Source organism: Achromobacter spanius, assembly GCF_003994415.1.
Classification (GTDB): domain Bacteria; phylum Pseudomonadota; class Gammaproteobacteria; order Burkholderiales; family Burkholderiaceae_B; genus Achromobacter; species Achromobacter spanius_C.
The window spans coordinates 6,012,944-6,035,987 of record NZ_CP034689.1 but is presented as its reverse complement, the minus strand read 5'-3'; the positions used below and the strand labels follow the sequence as shown (position 1 = coordinate 6,035,987).

At 64.7% G+C, this 23,044-nt stretch carries 21 protein-coding genes; 4 read left to right on the top strand and 17 right to left on the bottom strand.

What is annotated here, in order from left to right:
* Window positions 1–50 precede the first annotated feature (50 nt).
* Complete coding sequence (locus tag ELS24_RS27575) at window positions 51–932, top strand: LysR family transcriptional regulator (protein ID WP_050450225.1); 882 nt, start codon at window positions 51–53, stop codon at window positions 930–932.
* 1,519 nt (window positions 933–2,451) lie between these two features.
* Here the strand turns inward: ELS24_RS27575 and lpdA are convergent.
* The 10 genes from lpdA to ELS24_RS27525 all read right to left on the bottom strand — a co-directional run bounded on the left by lpdA (window position 2,452) and on the right by ELS24_RS27525 (window position 14,019).
* Window positions 2,452–3,885 (bottom strand): dihydrolipoyl dehydrogenase, encoded by a 1,434-nt coding sequence (gene lpdA / locus ELS24_RS27570; protein ID WP_127185946.1) that lies wholly within the window; start codon window positions 3,883–3,885, stop codon window positions 2,452–2,454.
* A gap of 49 nt (window positions 3,886–3,934) precedes the next feature.
* Entirely contained in the window at window positions 3,935–5,305 is a 1,371-nt protein-coding gene (locus tag ELS24_RS27565) for a pyruvate dehydrogenase complex dihydrolipoamide acetyltransferase (RefSeq protein WP_127185945.1), read from the bottom strand.
* A gap of 10 nt (window positions 5,306–5,315) precedes the next feature.
* Window positions 5,316–5,804, bottom strand: a complete 489-nt coding sequence (locus tag ELS24_RS27560) for a VOC family protein (protein ID WP_127185944.1) — start codon at window positions 5,802–5,804, stop codon at window positions 5,316–5,318.
* Entirely contained in the window at window positions 5,801–7,984 is a 2,184-nt protein-coding gene (locus ELS24_RS27555; protein ID WP_127185943.1) for an alpha-ketoacid dehydrogenase subunit alpha/beta, read from the bottom strand. The genes ELS24_RS27560 and ELS24_RS27555 overlap by 4 nt, the downstream gene beginning before the upstream one ends.
* A gap of 36 nt (window positions 7,985–8,020) precedes the next feature.
* The gene (locus ELS24_RS27550; RefSeq protein ID WP_127185942.1) at window positions 8,021–8,809 is read right to left on the bottom strand and encodes an SDR family NAD(P)-dependent oxidoreductase; all 789 of its coding nucleotides are present in this window, start codon (window positions 8,807–8,809) and stop codon (window positions 8,021–8,023) included.
* 52 nt (window positions 8,810–8,861) lie between these two features.
* Window positions 8,862–9,605 (bottom strand): ABC transporter ATP-binding protein, encoded by a 744-nt coding sequence (locus tag ELS24_RS27545; protein WP_050445586.1) that lies wholly within the window; start codon window positions 9,603–9,605, stop codon window positions 8,862–8,864.
* Window positions 9,602–10,354: an ABC transporter ATP-binding protein gene (locus tag ELS24_RS27540; protein WP_127185941.1), complete on the bottom strand. Its 753-nt coding sequence runs from the start codon at window positions 10,352–10,354 to the stop codon at window positions 9,602–9,604. Before ELS24_RS27540 ends, ELS24_RS27545 begins: the two co-directional genes overlap by 4 nt.
* Entirely contained in the window at window positions 10,351–11,619 is a 1,269-nt protein-coding gene (locus ELS24_RS27535; protein WP_127185940.1) for a branched-chain amino acid ABC transporter permease, read from the bottom strand. Before ELS24_RS27535 ends, ELS24_RS27540 begins: the two co-directional genes overlap by 4 nt.
* Complete coding sequence (locus tag ELS24_RS27530) at window positions 11,616–12,557, bottom strand: branched-chain amino acid ABC transporter permease (RefSeq protein ID WP_050445589.1); 942 nt, start codon at window positions 12,555–12,557, stop codon at window positions 11,616–11,618. The genes ELS24_RS27535 and ELS24_RS27530 overlap by 4 nt, the downstream gene beginning before the upstream one ends.
* A 226-nt stretch (window positions 12,558–12,783) precedes the next feature.
* Window positions 12,784–14,019 (bottom strand): branched-chain amino acid ABC transporter substrate-binding protein, encoded by a 1,236-nt coding sequence (locus ELS24_RS27525; RefSeq protein WP_050445590.1) that lies wholly within the window; start codon window positions 14,017–14,019, stop codon window positions 12,784–12,786.
* A gap of 444 nt (window positions 14,020–14,463) precedes the next feature.
* Between ELS24_RS27525 and ELS24_RS27520 the strand changes: the two genes are divergently transcribed.
* A complete protein-coding gene (locus tag ELS24_RS27520; protein WP_127185939.1) occupies window positions 14,464–15,201 on the top strand; it encodes an SDR family NAD(P)-dependent oxidoreductase in 738 nt (245 codons plus the stop codon).
* Window positions 15,202–15,238: 37 nt separating this feature from the next.
* Window positions 15,239–15,985 (top strand): FadR/GntR family transcriptional regulator, encoded by a 747-nt coding sequence (locus tag ELS24_RS27515; protein ID WP_050445592.1) that lies wholly within the window; start codon window positions 15,239–15,241, stop codon window positions 15,983–15,985.
* 74 nt (window positions 15,986–16,059) lie between these two features.
* Here ELS24_RS27515 and ELS24_RS27510 read toward each other — a convergent pair whose 3' ends face one another.
* From ELS24_RS27510 to ELS24_RS27485, 7 genes are all read right to left on the bottom strand, one after another.
* On the bottom strand, window positions 16,060–17,397 hold the full coding sequence (locus ELS24_RS27510; RefSeq protein WP_050445593.1) for an NAD(P)H-dependent oxidoreductase: 1,338 nt from the start codon (window positions 17,395–17,397) through the stop codon (window positions 16,060–16,062).
* An 81-nt stretch (window positions 17,398–17,478) separates the two neighbouring features.
* Window positions 17,479–18,039, bottom strand: a complete 561-nt coding sequence (locus tag ELS24_RS27505) for a 5'-3'-deoxyribonucleotidase (protein WP_050445594.1) — start codon at window positions 18,037–18,039, stop codon at window positions 17,479–17,481.
* Between the two features lie 43 nt (window positions 18,040–18,082).
* On the bottom strand, window positions 18,083–18,289 hold the full coding sequence (locus tag ELS24_RS31445; protein ID WP_240669403.1) for a 2'-5' RNA ligase family protein: 207 nt from the start codon (window positions 18,287–18,289) through the stop codon (window positions 18,083–18,085).
* A complete protein-coding gene (thpR, locus tag ELS24_RS27500) occupies window positions 18,271–18,732 on the bottom strand; it encodes an RNA 2',3'-cyclic phosphodiesterase (protein ID WP_240669402.1) in 462 nt (153 codons plus the stop codon). Before thpR ends, ELS24_RS31445 begins: the two co-directional genes overlap by 19 nt.
* 84 nt (window positions 18,733–18,816) lie before the next feature.
* Window positions 18,817–19,638, bottom strand: coding sequence for a chemoreceptor glutamine deamidase CheD (gene cheD, locus ELS24_RS27495; RefSeq protein WP_127185938.1), 822 nt, complete (start codon window positions 19,636–19,638; stop codon window positions 18,817–18,819).
* A gap of 348 nt (window positions 19,639–19,986) precedes the next feature.
* Window positions 19,987–20,895 carry a cell division protein FtsX gene (locus ELS24_RS27490; RefSeq protein WP_127185937.1) on the bottom strand — a complete coding sequence of 303 codons (909 nt, stop codon included), beginning with the start codon at window positions 20,893–20,895 and terminating at the stop codon, window positions 19,987–19,989.
* Window positions 20,892–21,650, bottom strand: a complete 759-nt coding sequence (locus ELS24_RS27485) for a cell division ATP-binding protein FtsE (protein WP_050445598.1) — start codon at window positions 21,648–21,650, stop codon at window positions 20,892–20,894. Before ELS24_RS27485 ends, ELS24_RS27490 begins: the two co-directional genes overlap by 4 nt.
* Window positions 21,651–21,974: 324 nt before the next feature.
* On the opposite strand from ELS24_RS27485, the gene ELS24_RS27480 reads away from it, so the two are divergent.
* Window positions 21,975–22,991 carry an amino acid ABC transporter substrate-binding protein gene (locus ELS24_RS27480; RefSeq protein WP_050445599.1) on the top strand — a complete coding sequence of 339 codons (1,017 nt, stop codon included), beginning with the start codon at window positions 21,975–21,977 and terminating at the stop codon, window positions 22,989–22,991.
* Window positions 22,992–23,044: the final 53 nt, after the last annotated feature.

Here is a 23,044-nt window from a genome sequence, read left to right as displayed (position 1 = left end):
AATTCCCCACACAGTAGATCAGCTGTTTTTCGAGCGTAAGGACGCTTCACATGGCTTTGAATTCCGACGCATTGCGCGTGTTCCTGGGGGTGGTGGACGCGGGGTCTCTCAGCGCCGCCGCTGAACTCCTGGGCCAGACCGCATCAGGTGTCAGCCGCGCGCTGTCGCGGCTGGAAGAGGACCTTGGCGTGATGCTGCTTAACCGCACCACAAGACGCATGGAGCTGACGGAAGAGGGCGCGCATTTCCTGCCCAAGGCGCGGCAGATCGTGGCGTCGTTGGAAGAAGCCGAGGAGTGCATGCGGATGGTGCATCAGCGGCCGGCGGGACGCTTGCGGGTGGACGCGTCGGTGCCGGTGATGCTGCATTGCGTGGTGCCGCACGTGGGGGAGTTCCGGCGGGAATATCCCGAAATATCGCTGGAGCTGACCAGCAACGACCGCATCGTGGATTTGATGGAGCACCGCACGGATATCGCGATTCGTATGGGGCCGCTGACGGATTCCACGCTCCATGCGCGCGTCCTGAGGCCGTCACCGCGCTGGATGATGGCCAGCCCGGAATACATCGCCCGGCATGGGGCGCCGGAAACGGTGGAGGATTTGGCCAGGCATGAGGTGCTGGGTTTTACACAGCCCGAAAGCCTGAACCTGTGGCCGCTGAAGCATGCGGGCGGAACCAGCTATCAGGCGACGCCGACCTTGGCGACGTCTAGTGGCGAGACGCAGCGGCAGTTGGCGCTGCGGGGAGTGGGCATCGCTTGCCTGTCTGATTTCGTCGTGCGCGAGGATATTGCAGCGGGGCGGTTGGTGAAGGTGATGGAAGGGGTATACAGCGATCAGCTGCAACCGATGCACGCGGTGTACCACCGGAATACGCAATTGTCGCGACGGATTGCGTGCTTTTTGGATTTTTTTGCGGGGCGGGTGTGATGGGTTTCGCGCGATGGATGTTTGCTTGATTTTGACGGTGGTGCCGCGCTGCACCCATCCTACGGGTGATGGTTGGGTTTCTTGTCGTCGTGTCCATCGACGGTGGTGCTGATGCGCTTGCTGATGGGTTTCGCGCGATGGATGTTTGCTTGATTTTGACGGTGGTGCCGCGCTGCACCCATCCTACGGGTGATGGTTGGGTTTCTTATCGTCGTGTCCATCAACGGCGGTGCTCATGCGTTTGCTGATGGGTTTCGCGCGATGGACGGTTGCTTGATTTTGACGATGGTGCCGCGCTGCACCCATCCTACGGGTGGTGGTTGGGTTTCTTATCGTCGTGTCCATCAACGGCGGTGCTTAATGCGCTTGTTGATGGGTTTCGCGCGATGGACGGTTGCTTGATTTTGACGATGGTGCCGCGCTGCACCCATCCTACGGGTGATGGTTGGGTTTCTTGTCGTCGTGTCCATCAACGGCGGTGCTCATGCGTTTGCTGATGGGTTTCGCGCGATGGACGGTTGCTTGATTTTGACGGTGGTGCCGCGCTGCACCCATCCTACGGGTGATGGTTGGGTTTCTTATCGTCGTGTCCATCAACGGCGGTGCTCATGCGTTTGCTGATGGGTTTCGCGCGATGGACGGTTGCTTGATTTTGACGATGGTGCCGCGCTGCACCCATCCTACGGGTGGTGGTTGGGTTTCTTATCGTCGTGTCCATCAACGGCGGTGCTTAATGCGCTTGTTGATGGGTTTCGCGCGATGGACGGTTGCTTGATTTTGACGGTGGTGCCGCGCTGCACCCATCCTACGGGTGGTGGTTGGGTTTCTTATCGTCGTGTCCATCAACGGCGGTGCTTAATGCGCTTGTTGATGGGTTTCGCGCGATGGATGGTTGCTTGATTCTGACGGTGGTGCCGCGCTGCACCCATCCTACGGGTGGTGGTTGTTTACCGTCGTATGCATCGACGGCGGTGCTCATGCGTTTGCTGATGGGTTTCGCGCGATGGATGGTTGCTTGATTTTGACGATGGTGCCGCGCTGCACCCATCCTACGGGTGATGGTTGGGTTTCTTATCGTCGTGTCCATCAACGGCGGTGCTTAATGCGCTTGCTGATGGGTTTCGCGCGATGGATGGTTGCTTGATTTTGACGATGGTGCCGCGCTGCACCCATCCTACGGGTGGTGGTTGGGTTTCTTATCGTCGTGTCCATCAACGGCGGTGCTCATGCGCTTGTTGATGGGTTTCGCGCGATGGATGGTTGCTTGATTTTGACGGTGGTGCCGCGCTGCACCCATCCTACGGGTGATGGTTGGGTTTCTTATCGTCGTGTCCATCGACGGTGGTGCTCATGCGCTTGCTGATGGGTTTTGCGCGATGGGCGGTTGCTTTGCTTTTGGTTGTGGTGCCGCGCTGCACCCATCCTACGTGGGCTGGCCGTTCCTTTGTAGGATGGGTGCAGCGCGTGTTGCATGTCACCGGTGGGCGGACGCTGATCGCGCGGAACCCATCAGGCGATCTTACCCATGCAGCGCCCGTCCAAACGCGTTTAATACCGATTCGTGCAGTGTTTCCGACAAGGTCGGGTGTGCGAAAACGGTGTGCATCAGATCTTCCTCGGTCGCCTCCAATGAGGTTGCCACGCCGTAGCCCGTGATCAGCTCTGACGCTTCCGGGTGGATGATGTGGGCGCCCAGCAATTCTCCCGATTTTGCATCGAACACCGTCTTCACCAGGCCCTGGTCTTCGCCCATGGCGATGGCCTTGCCGTTGCCCGCGAAGCTGAATTTGCCGACGCGGATGTCGCCGCCATGCGCCTTCGCGTGTTCGCGCGCACGGGCTTCCGTCATGCCGATGCTGGCCACTTGCGGATACGAATACGTGCAGGCGGGAATGCGCAGGGGGTCGATGGCGTGGACGGCTTTGCCGGCAATGGCTTCCACGCACAGCACGGCTTCGTGGCTGGCCTTGTGGGCCAGCCAGGGTGCGCCGGCCACGTCGCCGATGGCGTAGATGCCCGGTTCGTCCGTGCGGCAAAAACCGTCGGTGACGATGTGGGCTTTTTCGACCCTCACACGCGTTTGCTCCAGCCCCAGGTTTTCCACGTTCCCCACGATGCCGGCCGCAACGATGACACGGTCTACTTCAAGTTCCGTCTTCTTGCCTTGCTGTTCCAGCGTGACCTTGACGCCCGTGTTGGTCAACGCAGACGCCGTGACGGCGCATTGCGTCAGCACGCGGATGCCTTGCTTCTCAAATGCCTTGCGTGCCAACTGCGAGATCTCCGCGTCTTCTTGCGGCAGGATTTCGGGCGTCATGTCGATCAGCGTGACTTCAGATCCGATGGCGCGGTAGAAGCTGGCGAACTCTGCTCCAATGGCGCCGGCACCCACCACCAGCAAGGACTTCGGGATCGCGTCCGGCGTCAAGGCCTGGCGATAGGTCCAGATGCGTTCGCCCACTGGTAACGCGGGTAGTTCTCGGGCACGCGCGCCGGTCGCCAGAATGATGTGCTTGGCCGTCAGCGTGGTGCCGTTGGCGATCGACTGTTTGCCCGTCAGCGTCGTACCGTTGTCTAGCGCCAGCTTGCCCGCGCCCGCCAACTTTGCCGTGGCCGCGAACACCGTCACGCCGTTCTTCTTCATCAGGTGTGCAACGCCCTGGCCCAGCCGGCCCGCCACCTTGCGTGACCTTGCCACCATGGCGGCAAGGTCGGCGCGTGCCTCGCCTGAACCCGTTACGCCGTAGTGCGAGGCTTCCTGGCAGGCGCGCAGCACCGTCGCGCTGTGCAACAGCGCCTTGGTGGGAATGCAGCCCCAGTTCAGGCAGATGCCGCCCAGCTCGGCGCGTTCCACCAGCGCCACCGACATGCCCAGTTGCGCGGCGCGAATGGCGGCGACGTAGCCGCCGGGGCCGCCGCCCACGACGATCAGATCAAACTCAGTCTTCGTCATCGCGGGCCTCGCAGCAAAAAATCCGCATCCGTTTTCGTCATCACCGACCTCACAGCAAAATCCGCACGGGGTTTTCGATCAGCGTGCGCAAGGCCGCCAGCCAGCGTGCGCCGACCGCGCCGTCCACCGCGCGGTGGTCAGCCGACAAGGTCACCGTCATGACGGTGGCCGCCACCAGCTCGCCGTTCTCGCCCACGACAGGCCGGCGTTCGGCCGCGCCCACGGCCAGGATGGCGGCCTGCGGCGGGTTGATGATGGCGGCGAACTGGCTGATGCCGTACATGCCCAGGTTGCTGACGGTAAGCGATCCGCCCGTGAATTCCTCGGGCTTCAAGCGGCTGACCTTGGCGCGGCCGGCCAGTTCGACGATTTCGGCGGCGATGGCCGACAGCGGCTTCACGTCGGCGTCGCGCACGATGGGCGTGACGAGACCGCCGTCGGTGGCGACGGCCACTGAGATGTCGGCGCCCGCGTGGTATTCGATGGCGTCGTCGTGCCAACTGACATTCACTTCAGGCACTTCGCGCAGCGCCAGCGCGGCGGCGCGCACGATGAAGTCGTTGACCGACAGCTTCACCGCGCCGCCTTGATTGGCTTGCGAGCGCAACGCCAGCAGCGCGTCCATCTTGCAGTCCACCGACAGGTAGAAGTGCGGCACGTTCTGCTTGCTTTCGGTCAGGCGGCGGGCGATGGCGCGGCGCATGCCGGTGTGCGGCACACGGCGGGCAGCGGGGCGGGTCGACGAAGGCGGGGACACGGTCGTGGCAGCGGGTGCTCGGTCGCGCGCGGATTCGACATCGCGGCGCACGATGCGGCCATGTGGGCCTGTGCCGGTCACGCCCAGCAAGTTCACATGCCACTGCGCTGCCAGCCGGCGCGCCAAGGGGCTGGCGAACAGGCGTCCGCCGGGGACGGGGGTGTTGGAGGCGGGCACATCGCCAGACGCGGATGGGGTGCTGGCGGCTGGCGATCTGGCGGCCGGCGATCCGGCGGCCGGCGCTCCGGCGGCCGGCGCTCCGGCATCGGACTTCACAGCAGCCGACGCTGCGTCAGCCGACGTCGCAGCACTTGATGCCGTATTGCCCGACGATCCAGCAGCAGCCGCGGCAGCACCCGACGATCCCGCCGCCGTCCCACCATGTTCCGCCAACACGCGATCAATTGCCGATACATCATCGCCCTCGGCCAGCAATACACCAATCACCGTATTGATCGGCACCGACGCCGCGCCGGCCGGGACCACGATGCGGCCCAGCACGCCCGCGTGTTCGGCATTGATTTCGACTATGGCTTTTTCGGTTTCGATTTCCGCCAGCGCGTCGCCGACGGCAACCGGGTCGCCTTCTTTCTTTAGCCACTGATGCAGGTTGCCGTCCGACGTATCGGCGGCAATTGAAGGGAGCTTGATTAGGTGAGCCACGATGTTCGTCCTAGTTAGCGGCGGCGGCCAGGTCGGGCCGGTAGGCGGCGGGATCGTCGTATTCGACCAGTTCCAGCACGTTGCCTTCGGGGTCGCGGAAGAATGCCAGCCAGGTGCCGGGGCGCACTTCCATCGGCGCGGGTTCGCTGTCGAACACCACGCCACGGGCTTGCAGGCCGCGCACCACGCCGGCCAGGTCGCGCACGATAAAGGTCAGGTAGGTGGCGCCCTGGCGGTCCAGGATGGCCGCGCCGCGCACGGCGGCGTCAGGCGCCACGCTGGGTTGCAGCAGCTTGATGCGTTCGCCGTAAGGCGTCTGCAAGCGCGCCACGTCGTAGCCGTGCGCGGTCAGCCCGGTCGCGCGCGCCTTGTCGGCCGGCACGCTCACGCGGTTTATCAGCGTCAGGCCGACGACGTCCGTGTAGAACGCCAGCAGCGCGTCCAGGTCCTGGCAGCAGATGCCGACTTCCATCGGCACGGTCATGTGCAGTGCGCTCATGCCTGTTCTCCCAGATCAGCCAGCACGTCTGCCAGGCCCGCCAGCACTTCCTCGGTGTCGGCGAACGCCGCGCGTTCCAGCACCTTCGAGATGCTGGGCGAGGCTTCGCCGCCAGTGACGCGCTTGATCGGCTGATCCAGCCAATCGAAGTAGCGGCGCTGGATTTCGTCGGACAGCATCGCGCCGTAGGACGTGCCGCGCGCGCCTTGCTCCACGATCAGCACGTTGTTGGTCTTCTGGATGCTGGCGCCGATGGTGTCCCAATCGAGGCTGGCGCGGTCCAGCGTGCGCAGGTCGATCACTTCGGCGTCCACGCCTGCTTCCTCGGCCGCCTTGAGCGCGCGGCTGACCATCGACAGGTAGGTCAGGATGGTGACCTTGCCGCCCTCGCGGCGCACGCGGGCGCGGCCAAACGGAATGGCGTAGTCCAGATCGCCATCGGCCACTTCGCCCGACGACGCATACAAGTCCACATGTTCAATGACCAGCACCGGGTCCTTGGAGGCCAGCGCGGTGTTCATCAGACCCACGTAGTCGTAAGGCGTGGACGGCGCCACGATGCGCCAGCCCGGCGCGGTGGCGAAGATGCCGGCCGGGTCCATCGAATGCTGCGAGCCGTAGCCCGTGCCCATCGCGACCTTGGTGCGCAGCACGAAGGGCACGTCGATATCGCCGCCGAACATATGGCGCGCCTTGCCGATCTGGTTGAAGATCTGGTCGGCCGCCACCCACATGAAGTCGGGGTACATGAATTCAACGATGGGCTTGTAGCGCCCGTCCATGGCCAGCCCGCCGCCCAAGCCGGCGAAGGCGTTCTCGGAAATCGGGGTGCCCAGCACGCGGTCGGGGTACTTGTCCTTCAGGCCGCGCGTGGCGCCGTTGGTGCCGCCCTTCAAGCGGTGCACGTCTTCGCCCAGCACCACGACGCCGGGGTCGGTTTCCATGCGGCGGTCCAGCACGTCGGCCACGGCGTCGACGAACTTGCGTTCGACCTTGGTGCCCGTGTAGTCGTCGGCGTCCTGATAGCGCAGGCCGGCCAGTTCGGACCCATCACTGCGCAGGCCCACGTCGCGGAAGTCCGGGCGCGGCCAAAGGTCGGCGCGCACGCGGCGCTTGCCGCCGTCCGCCGCTTCGGTCAGGCGGCCGCACACGTCTTTCATGACGTCCTTGCAGCGCTGGCGCAGCGCGTCCACTTCCGCTTGCGTGATCAGTTGGCGGCCCAGCATTTCGGTGGCGATCTTGTCCAAGGGATCGCGGCGGCGCCACTGTGCTTCTTCGTCTTTCGTGCGGTAGCCAAATGCGCTGCCGGGAAACGGGCCGTTCTGGTGGAAGAAGCGGTACACGTCCACTTCCACGATGGTCGGGCCGTTGCCGGCGCGCATGTGCGCCACGGCTTCCGACATGGCCAGATGCACGGCCAGCGGATCCATGCCGTCCACCTTCCACGATGGAATGTTGAAGGCCAGGCCGCGTGCCGACAGGCGCGGTTCGGCGGTGGACTCTTCCACCGTGGTGGACACGGCGTAGCGGTTGTTTTCGATGAAGAAGCACAGCGGCGTTTTCCACGCGGCGGTCAGGTTCATCGTTTCCAGCACGGACCCGATGTTTACCGCGCCGTCGCCGAAGTAGGTGACGGCCACGCGGTCGGTGCCCGCGTGCTTGTGCGCCCAGCCCGCGCCCGCCGCCAGCGGCACGCCGCCGCCCACGATGGCGTTGGTGCCCAGCGCGCCCGCTTCCAGCCAGCGCAGGTGCATGCTGCCCCCACGGCCCCGGCAGAACCCTTGCGCCAGGCCCATGATCTCGGCCAGCGTTTTTTGCAGCACCTCGTCGATGGCGGGCGTGAGCGGGTTGCGCGGGTCCAGGCCCAGCGGGGCGACGTGTTGCAGCGCCTTGGCCAGAAACTGATGGTGCCCGCGATGCGAGCCGTTGATCTGGTCGCCCGCGCCCAAGGCCAGCACGGAACCGACCGCGCCGCCTTCCTGGCCCACGGACGAGTGCGCGGGGCCGTGCACCAGGCCTTCGGCGGCCAGTTCCAGCACGGCCTCTTCAAAGGCGCGTATCCAGTGCAACTGGGTCAGCATGGTGCCGAGCAAGGCGGGGTCCGCCTGCTGCCAGTCGCCCGCGTCAACCGTCAGTTGCCGCCAGGGCGCTTGGGGCTCAAGCGGTTGGTAGGTGGCCATGAGTGTGTCTCCAGAATGTTTTTAGCGTCAGTACGATTAAAGGTAGCTGTAGCGGCTCCAACCGCCATCGGCCACCAGGGTGTGTCCGGTGATGTAGGCGGCCTGGCGCGATGCCAGGAACACCGCCAGGTCGGCCATTTCGGCCGGCTGCGCCATGCGTCGCAAGGGCGTGCGCTGCTTGAGACGTTCGGGGTCAAGACGGCCGCGCGCCGCCAGGTCACGCACCAGGTCGGTTTCCACGTAGCCGGGCGCGAGCGCGTTCACGCGCACCCCCATCGGGCCCCATTCCACCGCCAGCGTTTCGGTCAAGAGCACAACGGCGCCCTTGGTGGCGCAGTAGGCGGCGCGGTCGGGCGCGGCCACTACGCCGTACATCGAGGCCAGGTTGATGATGCAGCCCGAGCCGGCCGGCACCATGCGGCGGCCAGCCGCCTGGGCGCAAAGAAATACGCCTGTCAGGTTGATGTCGACAGCGCGGCGCCATTCGTCCACGGTGACTTCCAGCGTGGGTTTGTTGGCGGAGATGCCGGCGTTGTTGATCAATACGTCGATGCCGCCCCAGGCCTGTTCGACCTGGGCGAACGCGCGCTCGACCGCGTCGGCGTCGGTCACGGAGGCCTGCACGGCCATGGCGTCGCCGCCCGCCGCTGTCAGTTCCGCCACGGCGGCGTCCAGCGCGGCGGCGTCCATGTCCAGCAAGGCCACGCGCGCGCCTTGGCGCACGAAGGCTTGCGCGGTGGAAAAGCCGATGCCCTTGGCGCCGCCGGTAATGACGACGCGCTGGCCGCGCAGTTCGCTGTGAATGACTTCTGTGGGGTGGTCCAAGGGAGTGTGGTCCAAGATAGGTGCCTGTAGAGGATTTGCGTACGGGCGGCGGTCAGACCGCCAGCCATTCCTGGACGACGTCCTGGCGCTCATGCAACTGCGCGGGCGGTCCTTCGAACACGATGCGGCCATGGCCCATGACGCTGACGCGCGTTGACACTTTCAGCGCAATCGTCAGCTTCTGTTCCACCAGCACGACTGATACGCCGCGCTTGTGGATATCGCGGATCACGTCAGCAATCACTTCCACGATCTTCGGCGCCAACCCTTCGGTGGGTTCGTCGATCAGCATCACCTTGGGGTTGCCCAGCAGCGAACGGCACATGGTCAGCATCTGCTGTTCGCCACCCGACAGGTTGCCGGCGCGGGTGTTGCTGCGTTCCTTCAGGCGCGGGAAATAGTCGAACATTTGCGCGGCGGTCCAGTGCGGCGCGTCGTCGCGCTTGGGCTGTTCGCCCATGCGCAGGTTTTCGTCCACGGTCAGGTTGGCGAAGACCTCGCGTTCTTCCGGCACAAAGCCCAGCCCGGCGCGCGCGATTTCAAAGGGGCGCTTGTTGGTGATGTCGCGCCCTTCAATGGCGATGCGGCCACCGGTCACGTCCACCAAACCCATGATGCTCTTCAGGGTGGTGGAGCGGCCCGCGCCGTTGCGGCCCAGCAGGCTGACGACTTCGCCGCGCCCGATGGACAGGTCGATGCCATGCAGGATGTGGCTCTTGCCGTAGTGCGCATGCACGCCTTGCAGGCTGAGCAGGGGCGATGAAGGGGTTGGGTGCGGGGTTGTGTCAATACTCATACCGTTTCCTCTCCCAGATAGGCTTCGCGCACGCGGGCGTCGCCACGGATGTCGGCGGGCGTGCCGGTGGCCAGGATTTCGCCATACACCAGCACGCTGATGCGGTCGGCCAAGGAAAACACCACCTGCATGTCGTGTTCGACGATCAGCAAGGTGCAGTCGCGCGTGACGTCCTTGATGAGTTCCACCGTGTAATCGACTTCGTGCTGCGACATGCCGGCCATGGGTTCATCCAGCAGGATGACCTTGGGGCGCGAGGCCAGCGTCATGCCGATTTCCAGCGAGCGCTGTTCGGAATAATTCAGGTCGCCCGCGGCGGTGTGTTGCTTGGGCGTCAGGCGTACTTTTTCCAGCAGACGGTCCACGTCTTCGTTCACCGCCCGGTTGCGCGCGATGGGCCGCCAGAAGTTGTAGACCAGCCCGTGCATGCGCTGCACGGCCAGGCGCAGGTTTTCACGCACGGACAGGCGCGGGAACACATTGGTGATCTGGAACGAACGCGCCAGCCCCAGCCGGTTGATGGCTTCGGGCGTCAGGCCGCCGATGGATTGCGAGCGCAGGTTGATGTTGCCCGAGGTGGGCGCGAACGAGCCCGACATCAGGTGGAACAGCGTGGACTTGCCGGCGCCGTTGGGGCCGATGACCGCATGGCGTTCACCGGCTTCGACGGCCAGGTTCACGCCTTGGATGATTTCCGCTTGGCCAAAGGACTTGCGCACATCGGTCAGGGTCAGGATGTCGTGGCTCATTTTGCGGGCTCCAGCACGGGGGCGGCATCGCCGTCGTTGCGCCACAGGGCCAGCGCCCAGCGGCAGGCCGCCAGCCCCAAGGCGAACAGCGTCACTGGCACCAGCCAGGTCGACAAGGCCAGCGGCGCCCAGTCGTGGCCGAACAGGGGGATGGCAGGCCAACCGGCGTCGGGGTTCATGGCCAGCAGCGAACGGTAGTCGCGCGCGAACATGCGTTGCAGCAGTTCCACCGAGAACACGGTGGCGGCAGTCAACAGCAGGCCGCCCGCCACCGACACCAGCGCGCGCGGCAGCCAGTTGGCCAGGCCGCGTTCACGCAGCGACTTGGCGGCGCGCTGCACCAGGCCCACCAAACCATCGGGCACGAACAGCATCACCAGCACAAACAGCACGCCTTGGTACAGCAGCCACGAGCGCGTGATGTCGGCCAGCGTCTGCGACAGGAACGTCAGCACGGCGGCGCCCAGCACCGGGCCCAGGAAGGCATTCACGCCGCCGATGTAGGCGAACAGCACGGCGTCGGTGGACAGCTTGACCTCGAACAGCACGTAGTTGCCGGCTTCGATGTTCAAACCCTGCAAGCCGCCCGCGATGCCGGCGAACATGGCCGACAAGGCGAACACCATGGTCTTGAGCGTGTGCGGGCGGTAGCCCAGGTAGCGCAGGCGGTTGGCGTTTTCGCGCAGGCCCAGCGTCAAGCGGCCCAGCGGCGTGCGGGTCAGGCCGTACAGTGCGGCAAGCGAAATCAGCACCCAGGCCAGCACCAGGAAGTACACCTCGATGTCGGAACCAAAGGTAAAGCCCCAGGCCGGCATGCGCATGGCGGACACGCCCGCTTCGCCGCCGAACACACCTTTCAGGTGCGGCGCCAGCGCGTGCAGCAGTTCAGCCAGCGCCAACGTGATCATCGAAAAGTACACGCCCGAACGCATGGTGGCGAACCAGCCGGCGACCAGCCCGAACAACAGCCCGGCCACGCCGCCCACCAGCGGCATCAAGGGCGTGGGCAACAGGCCCGCGCCGCCCAGGGCGTTCATGGCGTGGATGGTGGCGAAGGTGCCCACGCCAAAGTAGGCGGCATGGCCGAAGGACAGCATGCCGCCCTGGCCGGCCAGCAGGTTGAAGGCGCAGGCGAAGAGCGCGGCAATCAGCATCTGCACGGCGGCCACCAACTGGCCCGGGGGCAACAGCCAGGGCAAGGCGCACAGCGCGGCCACGCACAGGGCCAGCAGCAAGGCGCCGGAGGCAAGACGGGTGTGGCTCATGCTTGCTCTCCCTTCAGCCCCGACGGCTTGACCAGCAGCACCACCAGCATCAGCAGGAAGGGCAGGGTGGCCGCCAGGCTGGACACCTTCACGGTCATCAGGCCGCCCACGCTTTCGGCCCATTCGCCCGCGCCGAACAGGCCGAAGAGCGAGGCCAGGCTGGCGTCGATACCGACCGAGAACGAACTGATCAGGCCGATCAGCAACGAGGCGATCATGGCGCCTTCCAGCGAGCCCAGCCCGCCCACGACGACCACCACGAACACCAGCACGCCCAATTCAAGCGCCATGTTGGGGTTGGTGGTGTAGAACGCGCCCGCCACCGCGCCGGCAAGGCCGGCCATGGCCGCGCCCACGCCGAACACGCTCATGAAGACGAGCGGCACGTTGTGGCCCAGCGCTTCGGCCATGCGCGGCCGGTAGATGGCCGAGCGCACGACGATGCCCACGCGGGTGCGCGACAGCAGCAGGTAGATGACGGCGAACATCGCCAGCGACACGCCGCCCATCAAGAGGCGGTAGAAGGGGTAGTCCGCATCGAACACGCGAAAGGCCGCGAAGTTCAGGAATTGGGGAACGCGGTAGTCAACGGGGAAGTCACCGTAGAACAGCTTGATGAGCTCGGCCACGATGAAGGCCAGCCCGAAAGTGACCAGCAGTTCCTGCGCATGGCCGAACTTGTGGACGCGGCGCAGGAAAAAGCGTTCAACGCCCATGCCCAGCACGCCCGCGATAAGGGTGGCCAGCACCAGCGCCGTCCAGAAACCGGTGACGGGCGAAAGCGTATAGGCGGCGTAGGCGCCGATCATGTAGAACGAGGCGTGCGCGAAATTCAGCACGCCCATCATCCCGAAAATCAGCGTCAGGCCCGCCGACACCATGAATAGCAGCAGGCCGTAGATCACGCCGTTCAACAGCGAGACGGTAAAGTATTCCATGTCTGATCCATCATTCTTGCGTCAAGACGGCGGGGCGTGTTGCGAGCCGGCCCGCGCCGGGGGAGCATGTTTTTTTGGGGGTGCGGGTGATGGGTTGCGCGCGGTTCAAATCGGGGTTCGCGGGGCGACATCGCCGCGCTCCACCCATCCTACGTAGGATGGGTGGAGCGCGCGAAAATCACGCCACGTACGCAAGTCCCGAACGCGCGCAACCCATCATGCAGCCCTACCCCGGCCGCTTCATCTTGCACGTCGCCTGCACTGGCGCCGACACGTCCGCCGCCGTCAACACCTTCACCGGCTCGAAGCCCATGTCCGTGCCGTCGGCCTTGTACTTGGCGTTCTTGCTGACCTTGGACACCACCATCGGCAACTGCACCTGGTGGTCTTCGGCGCGCATCGTGTACTTGCCCAGCGCCGAGGTATACGTGACTTTCTCCAACGCATTCGCCAACGCCGGCACGGACAGCTTGCCGTCCTGGGGCTGCACCTGCTTCAGTGCTTCACCCAGAAAGCGCATGCCGATCACCGTCTGCGGTTCCGTATAGCTGGGGTAGTGGCCCGTCTTGGCCTTGTAGTCTTCGGCGAACTTGGCGCCTTCTTCGCCCGCCGCTTCGATGTTGTACGGATGGGCGATGTAATGCCCCATCGCCACCTCGCCGGCGTTGGCCAGGTTGCCCACCTGGTCCAGGAACACGGTGGCGAAACGCACCTTCAGGCCGCCGGCCTGCGTGGCCTTCATCAACAGCAGCAGGTCGTTGGACCAGTTGCCCGTGATGACGGTGTCGGGCGAGGCCGAGCGGATGCGCGCGACGTAGGGTGCGAAGTCCTGGATCTTGTTGACTTCGTGCAGCGTCTTGCCCACCACTTCATAGCCGTATTGCTTGGCGAAACGCTCGGTGGCGTCCTCCATGTCCTGGCCCCAGGAATAGTTCTGGTTGATGGCGTACACGCGCTTGCCCAGCGTGCCGTCGGCCGACATGACTGACGCCAGCGACTTCACCCGCAGGTCGGCATTGGTGGTGAAACGGAAGTGGTAGAAGTGGCACTTCTGGCCGGTCAGTTCCAGCGCTTCGCCACCCACGTTCAGGAAGACGACTTCCTTGCCGGGGTTGCGCAGGTTGTGCTTGCGCACGTCTTCGGTCAGTTGGCCCGAGATGGCCGACGACGAGCCCTGCACCAGCACCTGCACGCCTTCGGCGGCGGCGGCGCGGAAGCGGTCGGACGCGCCCACGGGGCCGCCCTGGTTGTCGAACTCAACCAGTTCCAGCGGCTGGCCGTTCCAGCCGCCCGCTGCGTTGATGCGGTCCAGCTCATATTTGACGGCGGCGCGGAACATCAGGCCGGTCGAGGCCTGCGGGCCGGACAGCGTTTCGATCAGGCCGATCTTGACGGGTGCGGCGTGCGCCGATGCGGCGATGCCGGCCAGGCACAGCAGGCCGGTGGTGAAAGCCAATTTCATGCGTGTCTCCTCCGTGGGACGGGAGTGGTTTGTTGTGTGCGTCGTTCCGTACGTGAGGGCGTGCGTAACGATGCGTGCGAGCGTCATTCAAGCGCGCTTGGTGGCGGCTTTTGTTGGCCGAAGAGGGCAAATCGGGATGGGGGGTATCGCAAGATACGGGCGAATACCGTCGTGCTGCCGGTGGTGTTCACCCTGTTGTCCCCGTCCTGTTTTGCGGCGCTTCGGCCTTGTTTTTCTCTGACTGGCTTGCCTGGAAACCGGAGTTGCTTTACGCTTTCCAGACAAGTTGTCCGATAACTTATTGAAGTTGTCTGATAAATAATAGGGCAAGCGTTTTTCTCGTGTCAAGCGATGCATTCAGGAGTTCAATCGCAGATGGCACGGCACGCAGAACGAGCGCTGAGCCCGCGCATGAAACACAACAGAAAGACGACAGGAGACAGGATGATTTCATTTGAAGGACAGGTGGCCGCGATCACGGGCGCGGGCAATGGCATCGGCTTGGCAACGGCGCGCCTGATGGCCGCCCATGGCGCTCGCCTGGTGCTGACGGACATCGACCGTGCGCGCCTGGATGAGGTTGCCGCCGAGCTGGATCCGACCGGCCAACGCATCTACACGCATGCGCTGGATGTATCGATATCGCATGATTGCGAACGGGTGTTCGAGGCGGCGGCCAGGCATTTCGGCGGGCTGGACCACCTGGTGCATTGCGCCGGCATCTACCCGGAGCAACTGGTCAAGGACACCAGCGACGAGGCCTGGCGCACGCTGATGCGCGTGAACCTGGACGGCACCTTCTATGCCTGCCGCGCCGCTCAACGGCACCTGCGCCACAACGGGTCTATCGTGCTGTTGACCTCATTGGCCGCGCAGCGCGGCAGTTACGCGCATGCGGCCTATTCGGCGTCCAAGGGCGCGGTGCAAAGCTTCACGCGCAGCCTGGCGCTGGAACTGGCGCCGCAAATCCGCGTGAATGCGGTGGCGCCCGGCATCATCGCCACGTCCATGACGCATGACCTCATCGGCCAGAAAGGCGCGCAGTTGCTGGAAAGCACGCCGCTGCGCCGTTTTGGTACGGCCGACGAGATTGCCGGAGCCATCGCGTTCCTGTGTTCGCCGCTGGCGGGCTTCGTGACGGGTGAAGTCATGCAGGTCAACGGCGGCATCTATATCGCTTAAAGTGCAGGACGCAACCATCACGTTTCCACGACTTTCCATGCCGCCGAATCAAGATCAGGATCCGCCGCGCACCGCGCCCAAGAGTTCACTTTCCGCCGCGTTGGGCGATGCGCTGGCCGAGCAGATACGCCAGGGGGCACTGGCGCCCGGCGACCGCCTGCCCACCGAAAAGCAGTTGACCGAAACCTATTCGGTCAGCCGCGCGGTGGTGCGCGAGGCGCTGGCGCGGCTGAAGTCCGAAGGGCTGATCACGTCGCAGCAGGGCAGCGGCGTGTTCGTGGATCCCAACTTTCAGCGCAACGCCTTTCGCATCGCCGCGCCCACGCCTGGTGACACGCAGGACCTGGAACACATCCTGGAACTGATGCTGTCGATTGAAGTCACCGCCGCGCGCTATGCCGCGCAGCGCCGCACGGATCAAGACTTGAAGAAGATGCGTCAGGCGCTGGTCGGCATGGAATACGCGCTGATCAACGACAAGCTGGGCGACGAAGAAGACTATCAATTTCATCAGGCCATCGTGCAGGCCACGCATAACCCGCACCTGGTGTCGCTGAACGATTATCTGGAAGCGAACGTGCGCCGCGTCATCCGCAGCGCGCGCCACAACACCGCGCGCCGGTATGCCGAGCGCATGGCGGCGGTGCAAAGCGAGCATCAGGCCATCTTCGTCGCCATTGAAGGGGCAGACCCGGACGCAGCCGGCCGCGCGGCCGAACAGCATCTGCGTAATGCGGCCGACCGCTTGCGGTTGTTTCAGGCTGAACGCCCCGCACCGGTGTAGCGGGCGGGGCCTTGGTGCGGAGTGCGGTGCGTGGATGTGGTTTTGGCTGCGGGTTGGGGTACGGGTTTGTGTGCCTAGGCGAAAGTCTGTTCCATCTCTCGCCGGAACTGCACCGCCGTTGAGGTCTCGTCGTACTCCACGTCGCGCCAGCGTATGGCCTGCGACTGCCGTACCGGATTCTTGAGCTTGACCCCGTGCGACAGCCCCAAAGGCAGATAGCCTTCTTCCACCGAATCGGGCGCCGGCATCAGCCGGCCAAAGACCGTGTAGCCGCCTTCGCCGTCCAGGATCTGGCCCGCTTGCAGATCGCGCTTGGCGGTGGCGACCACGTCGCCGTGCCAACCGGCCGGCGCACCGGTGGGTTCACGCCGCAAGCCCACGCTGGCCACGCTGATGCCCAGTTCCAGGCCGATCAGGTGATAGGGCTTGTACATGGCGGTGTAGTTGCCGCTGGGGTCAGTGACCAGGCCGTATTCCTGGAAGCAGCGGCGCACGTAGTCGCTGTCGGCGGCCAGCGTCACGTAGACGCCCCAACGCAGGTCGCGGAATACGGGGCGGCCGTCGCGCTCCAGCGATGAAATCACTTCCACCTGGCCGCGATGGTGCAGAATGCCGCCGTCTTCGCGGGGCCGCAGCACACGGGCCAGGTCGTCGACGCCGCACGGCGGAAAATGCAGGCCCGACGGCGAGGGCAAGAGGCCGGTGGCGTTCGACACCGCCGCCATTTCGATGGCGCTCTTGGTGCCGTCCAGAAAGCTGTTGAACATCTGCGCGTTGAAGTCGCCCGCGGCCACCATTTCAGCGGTGAAGCCGTAGTAGGGCCAGACGGTGTCGGGCGTGGACGTGTGGAATTCCGGCAGGTACTTGGTGCCCTTGCCGGCCGCCATGACCTCGAAGCCGCTGGCGCGTGCCCAGTCGACCATTTCGCAGATCAGGGCGGGCTGGTCGCCGTAGGCCAGCGAATACACGATGCCCGCTTCGCGCGCGCGGCGCGCCAGCAGCGGCCCGGCCAGCGCGTCGGCTTCCACGTTGACCATGATGATGTGCTTGCCGTATTCGCAGCAGGCCAGCACGTGGGTGATGCCGGCGGCGGCTTGGCCCGTGGCGTCGATGACGATGTCTACGTCAGGGCTGGCGATGATGGCAAGCGGGTCGTCGCTGAAGTAGACCTTGCCGTTTTTCAGCGCGTCAGAGGTGCTGGCGGCGTTGAGCGCAGTGGCCGGCCAGCCCACCCGGGTCAAGGCGGCGCGGGCGCGGTCGGGCGCCAGGTCCGCCACCGCCACCAGCCGTATGCCCGGCGTGCGCGGAGCCTGGCTCATGAACATGGCGCCGAACTTTCCGGCGCCCAGCAATGCAACACGCAAGGGCTTGTGGTCGGCTTCTCGCTGCTTGAGCAGACGGTGCAGATTCATAGTGCGGGCTCCTCCGGGGTGGGGGTACGGCCAGCACAGAATAGTCCTAAATCATGACGGCTGAACAGCGTCCGGCAGGCCTCATGCGTCCGCGGTATAGAGCTCGCCCGCCAGCACATTGCGCCAGTTCGCCCAGGTGATGCGGGGGCGGTCGGACACCTGCCGGTTGTAGGGCGCATCAAACAGAATGTGCTTCCAGCGCGGCTTCACGGCGCCTTCAATCTTGGGCTTGTCGTCGATCAGCAGGTTGCCATGCACCAGCGTCTTGTCCTTGGTCAGGATCAGCCGATTGGTGGCGTCGCGGCCCAGGTTCTTTTCCACCCACAGGTACTTTTCCGCCACGCAGTTTTCAAACTGCGAAAGCGGCGACGAGCAGATGCGCACGTCCATGCCCAAGGCGAGCAGCTCGCGCACGGCGTCCAGCGCGCCCGGCACCGGAGGCAGCTCGCGGATGAAACCCGGTGCCGTGTAGATGGCCTCGGCCATCTTGCGTAGTTCGGGGGGGTAGTCCTCGCGGATGTGGAAAGACTTGCGGTCTTCGAATTCCACGGGCGGGATGTCGGGATGGCGCAGGCGCCAGGCGTCGAGGAAAGCGTGTTCGAAATCGGCCAGCACGCCGTCTTGGTCCAGCAGGATGATCATGGCGATCCCCGAAGTTGCAACCGCACAGATTGTGCCAGAGCCGCTACGGTTCCAGCGGACGGGACTGCGCCACGATGCGGTAGCGGCTGCCGCCCGTCTGCGATTCGGACGCCACCAGTACCAGACGGTCATAGCGCCAGATCAAGGGGTCGGGCGGGGGCGGCGGCGGGTCGTCGCGTTCGATGTTGCGCAGCAAGGTGACGTGCGGGCGAAAGGGCTGCGGCGGCGCGGTCAGGCCATAGCCGGCCAACCATTGCCACAGGCCGTCGTGGATGACTTGCAGGGGGCCGGCGCGGGCTGCGTTTCGGGCTGAAGGGAATCGGGCTGAAGGGAATCGGGCCGATGCGGTTCAGTCGGATTCGGTTCAGCCTCATCCCGCTCGGCCTGACGCGGCCCGGCCTGACGCGGCCCGGCCTGACGTGGCCCGGCCCACAGAATGCGCTGGCGCTTGAACACGCCGTAGCGGTCCAGCATCAATTCGCCGGGAGGCACGCTGCGTTCGGGCGTGGCGGCGGCCAGCGCATCAGCCAGTTGCGCTTCGACCGGCCCCAGGAAGGCCAGCGTCAGGTGCAGTGTCTCGGTGCGCATGATGCGGCCGCCGCAATGCGGGCGGGCGGCTTGCGCCCATTCGGCCAAGGAAGCGGCCAGGGGTGGCGACGGCCACAAGGCGAAGAAAAGACGGATCGCGGACATGCGCCGATTGTAGGCGCGGACCCGTGCCAGGCGTCGTGCCCGTCAAGCCGCGACCGGTCTACGCGAACGGCGCCCGAGCGCCGTTCAACTACCGGTGGTTTCCGACTTGCGCAGGCGCGACAACGCGGTGTCGAAGCGTTCGACGCCTGGCCGTGCGGGGCGGGCGGGGGTGTCGAAACGCTCCACGCCGGGGCGAGCCGGTTTGTCGAAGCGTTCGACGCCAGGGCGCGCGGGCTTGTCGAAACGTTCCACACCCGGACCAGCCGGTTTGTCGAAGCGCTCCACGCCAGGTGGGGTGAAGCGTTCCACGCGCGGCGGGCTTTGTGTTTTTGCCTGCACGCTTTGGGCCGCGGCCTGTTCGCGCTTGGCGATGATCTCTTCGGCGCGCTGGTGGTGCGGCGCCATCTTGCGCACCATCACCCGGCCGTCACGCGGGAAATAATTGATACGGCGCGCATGCACGTCGCCCAGGTCCTGCGCCTTGACCGGTATGCCTTCGAGCTTCAGGTAGTTCAGGACAAAAATGCCATTGCGTTCGCCGATGTTCATCTGCTGCATGGCGCTGAGCACCGCGCCGCCGCCAAACACCTTGGCTTCCAGGCGGTCACGCGAGGCGCCGGCCTTGAGCAATTCGTTGATCAGCACTTCCATGGCGAAAGCGCCGTAGCGCATCGTCGCCGACGCGGGCGACTGCATGTCGCCTTCTGGCAACATGAAGTGGTTCATGCCCCCCACGCCGGTCACCGGATCGTGAATGCAGGCGGCGACACAGGACCCGAGAACGGTCGAGATCATCAGATCTTCGTTGGTGACGTAGTACTCGTTGGGGAGCACTTTCACCGCTTGGCATTGGAACGCGCTGTCGAAGTAGTGGCGCGTTGCGCGGGCTTCAAGTCGTGAGACCATGGGACTTATCAGGCAAGAACGGCGATTGGGACATGAAGGACAGAGCCCTGCAGAACGGTTTATGTTTCAAAAAGTGAAGAAAAATTTCGCTTTATTCTTGCATATCCCGAAAGGTAACGGGAGAAATGCTTGTAACGGTGGTCGATGATATGACCCCGTTTAACGCTACATGCAGGACCAAACGCCGCGCCAAATGCAGCATCAACGCCGGCTACCGGCCACTCGAAGCCATCGTACACATACGCGCGCGAACCCTTTCCCCGGATCACGGGGAGGTTCAGGCGTTATACGTGGCTTTAATGCGGAACCGGCGCGCGTGGAGTCAGGCGCGCCGGTATGCGGAGGCGCCTAAAAGCGCGTACTGCGCGTGACGGACCAGCGGGCCGACAGCGCGCCCAGCGCGGCGGTCGCCACCACCGCGCCCAGCAGAACCGGCGCGCCGGGCAGATGCAGGGCAAATTCGGCGCCGTAGCTGCGGGCCAGCCCCAGCAGGGCGTCGTTCAAGGGCGACAGCGCAATGGCGGACACGCCGATGGCCAGCAGCGAGGCCACCGCGCCCGACAGCGCGCCCAGATACAGGAAGGGGCGGCGCACAAAGGATTCGGTGGCGCCCACCAGGCGCGCAACGCCGATCTCTTCGCGTTGCGACAGTGCCTGCATGCGCACGGTGTTGAACACCGTGGCCAGCACCACCACGGCCACGCAAGCGGCAAGAAAGCCCAGGCCGATGCGGGCAAACCGCAGGATGGCCTCAAGCCGTTGCACCCAGGCGCTGTCCAACTGCACCAGGTCGACGTGGTTCCACTGCTTCCAGTCGCCCGCCAGCTTGTCGGCACGGCCTGCCAGGTTGTCTCCATCGGCCAGCGTCACGACCACCGCATCGGGCAGCGGATTGCCGGGCAGCACGGCCAGCGCCTCCTGCCAGGCGGGGTTGGCGCGCAGGTCGGCAAGCGCCGCGTCGCGATCAACCACGCGCACGGCGCGCACGTCGTTTTGGTAATCATCCTTGATGCGCTTGGCTACGTCGGCCGCGGCGCCCTTGGGGGCGTCCACGCGGAGAAACACGGTGACTTCCGGCGTGACCGACATTTGGCGCGCAACGGGTTGCACGGACACCAGGATGGCGCTGCCCAGCAAGGGCAGAGCCAGTGCCAGCGCCATGACCAGCAGGTTGGCCAACGACGAGAAGGGTTGCTTGGCCAACCGGCGCACGGTGACCATCAACGCATAGCGGTGTTGCCGCAGCCAGGCGTTCATGACGACGCTCCGTGTGCACCCAGGCCGGGCTCGGCGCGGCCGCTTGCGCGCGACGAACCCGATGCGGGCTGGCCCGAGTCGGGCGGTGAGGCGGGGCCGTGCGAATCGGCGAACTTGCCCGGCTCGATGCGCAAGGTACGCGAGGCATAGCGTGCCATCAGCCCCTGGTCATGCGAGGCGATCAGCGTGGTCACGCCAACGCGGTTGAAATCGCGGAACACGTTCATGATGCGCTGCGCGTTGTCGTCGTCAAGATTGGCGGTGGGTTCGTCGGCAATCAGGATGGCGGGCCGGTTCACGATGGCGCGCGCGATGGCCAGGCGCTGCTGTTCGCCGCCGGACAATTCAATGGGATTCAGGTCTTCCTTGCCCGACAGGCCCACCTTGTCCAAGGCGGCGCGGGCGCGCGATGCGGCGGAATCCCAGGCGTGGCCCTGGACCGCCAGCGGCAGCATGACGTTTTCGAACGCGCTTCGATCGAACAGCAGGTGGGTGTCTTGCAAAATGACGCCCACGGCGCGGCGCAGGTAAGGGCGCGCGCGCGCGGGCAGCTTGTCCAGCCGTTGCCCGTTGACCTGGATGGACCCGCGGCTGGCGGGCTCCAACCCGCCGATCAGCTTGAGCAGCGTGGATTTACCGGCGCCTGATGGCCCGGATACGAAAACGAATTCTCCCGCGCTTACGCGGAAGTTGATGTCGGCCAGGATATTTCGGCCGCGACCATATGATTTGAATACGTGCTGGAATTCGATCATGGCGGCTGTCGGATGAAGCCGCAATAGTAACTCGGGGACAGGAGGGAGACCTAAGCCCATTCCTCGCGGTCCTGTGAAAAAGCGTTTCCGCGTGACCGCCTGGACACGTTTTGATCAGAACGAAATGAACGCATCTTCGAACGCCGTGCAATCGAAAAAAGGTGTCCCCGTTTTCGAACGAAAACATCAATTGATTTCGCCAGTGTCCCTATATTTCAAGGGAATTCCCGGATGTGCCGCCCCTTGTCCGGACGCTACCATCCGCCCCATGCTTCGGCCCAACCCGGCCGTGGCAAGCTCGATTTGTCCCACACGGAGATCACGATGAAAGTACTGAAACTCGCTGCTATTGGCGCGGCACTGTTCGCCGCATCCGCGGCTGCCAATGCGGGCGCGACCTTCGATAACGTTAAGAAAAAAGGGTTTGTCCAATGCGGGGTTTCAACGGGCATTCCGGGATTCTCGATTGCTGACAGCAAGGGCGAATACAAGGGCATTGACGTGGACCTGTGCCGCGCCATCGCCTCGACCATGTTCGGCGACGCCACCAAGGTCAAGTTCACGCCCCTGAACACGCAGCAGCGCTTCACCGCCCTGCAATCCGGCGAAATCGACGTGCTGACCCGCAACACCACCGTGACGCTGACGCGCGACACGACGCTGGGCCTGATCGGCGCGGGCGTGAACTACTACGACTCGCAAGGCGTCATGGTCTCCAAGGACCTGAACGTCAAGAGCGCCAAGGAATTGAACGGCGCCACCATCTGCGTGCAGCCGGGCACCACCACCGAACTGAACCTGGCCGACTGGTTCCGCAGCCAGAAGATTGAATTCAAGCCGGTCGTGATCGACAAGTACGACGAAATCATCCGCGCCTTCTCGGCCGGCCGCTGCGACGCCTTCACGACCGACAAGTCGCAACTGGCTTCCACCCGGACCACGCTCGAGAACCCGGACAAGTTCGTCATCCTGCCGGAAGACTTCTCCAAGGAACCGCTGGGCCCCATGGTGCGCCAGGGCGACGAGCAATGGTTCAACATTGTTCGCTGGACGCTGAACGCCATGCTGGAAGCCGAGGAATACGGCATCACCAAGGCGAACGTCGATGAAATGACCAAGAGCTCCAACCCCAACATCCAGCGAATCCTGGGCGTGACCCCGGGCATGGGCAAGAACCTGGGCGTGGACGACAAGTGGGCTTACCACATCATCAAGAGCGTGGGTAACTACGGCGAAAGCTTCGAAAACACGCTGGGCAAGAACAGCGCGATGAAGCTGGAGCGTGGTTTGAACGCCTCGTACAAGCAAGGCGGTTTGATGTACGGCTGGCCGGTGCGCTAACACGGCTGCCTGGCAAGGCGGAGCCCGGCGCTCCGTCTTGCCTAGCCCGCCAC

Excerpts from the sequence above, each read along its gene's own strand:
- ELS24_RS27555 (WP_127185943.1), bottom strand. The coding sequence starts at position 7,984 with ATGGCCACCTACCAACCGCTTGAGCCCCAAGCGCCCTGGCGGCAACTG.
- ELS24_RS27480 (WP_050445599.1), top strand. The coding sequence starts at position 21,975 with ATGAAAGTACTGAAACTCGCTGCTATTGGCGCGGCACTGTTCGCCGCA.
- ELS24_RS27560 (WP_127185944.1), bottom strand. The coding sequence starts at position 5,804 with ATGAGCGCACTGCACATGACCGTGCCGATGGAAGTCGGCATCTGCTGC.
- ELS24_RS27540 (WP_127185941.1), bottom strand. The coding sequence starts at position 10,354 with ATGAGCCACGACATCCTGACCCTGACCGATGTGCGCAAGTCCTTTGGC.
- thpR (WP_240669402.1), bottom strand. The coding sequence starts at position 18,732 with ATGTCCGCGATCCGTCTTTTCTTCGCCTTGTGGCCGTCGCCACCCCTG.
- ELS24_RS27485 (WP_050445598.1), bottom strand. The coding sequence starts at position 21,650 with ATGATCGAATTCCAGCACGTATTCAAATCATATGGTCGCGGCCGAAAT.
- ELS24_RS27530 (WP_050445589.1), bottom strand. The coding sequence starts at position 12,557 with ATGGAATACTTTACCGTCTCGCTGTTGAACGGCGTGATCTACGGCCTG.
- ELS24_RS27525 (WP_050445590.1), bottom strand. The coding sequence starts at position 14,019 with ATGAAATTGGCTTTCACCACCGGCCTGCTGTGCCTGGCCGGCATCGCC.
- ELS24_RS27545 (WP_050445586.1), bottom strand. The coding sequence starts at position 9,605 with ATGAGTATTGACACAACCCCGCACCCAACCCCTTCATCGCCCCTGCTC.
- ELS24_RS27490 (WP_127185937.1), bottom strand. The coding sequence starts at position 20,895 with ATGAACGCCTGGCTGCGGCAACACCGCTATGCGTTGATGGTCACCGTG.
- ELS24_RS27505 (WP_050445594.1), bottom strand. The coding sequence starts at position 18,039 with ATGATCATCCTGCTGGACCAAGACGGCGTGCTGGCCGATTTCGAACAC.
- ELS24_RS27510 (WP_050445593.1), bottom strand. The coding sequence starts at position 17,397 with ATGAATCTGCACCGTCTGCTCAAGCAGCGAGAAGCCGACCACAAGCCC.
- ELS24_RS27520 (WP_127185939.1), top strand. The coding sequence starts at position 14,464 with ATGATTTCATTTGAAGGACAGGTGGCCGCGATCACGGGCGCGGGCAAT.
- ELS24_RS27535 (WP_127185940.1), bottom strand. The coding sequence starts at position 11,619 with ATGAGCCACACCCGTCTTGCCTCCGGCGCCTTGCTGCTGGCCCTGTGC.
- lpdA (WP_127185946.1), bottom strand. The coding sequence starts at position 3,885 with ATGACGAAGACTGAGTTTGATCTGATCGTCGTGGGCGGCGGCCCCGGC.
- cheD (WP_127185938.1), bottom strand. The coding sequence starts at position 19,638 with ATGGTCTCACGACTTGAAGCCCGCGCAACGCGCCACTACTTCGACAGC.
- ELS24_RS27575 (WP_050450225.1), top strand. The coding sequence starts at position 51 with ATGGCTTTGAATTCCGACGCATTGCGCGTGTTCCTGGGGGTGGTGGAC.
- ELS24_RS27515 (WP_050445592.1), top strand. The coding sequence starts at position 15,239 with ATGCCGCCGAATCAAGATCAGGATCCGCCGCGCACCGCGCCCAAGAGT.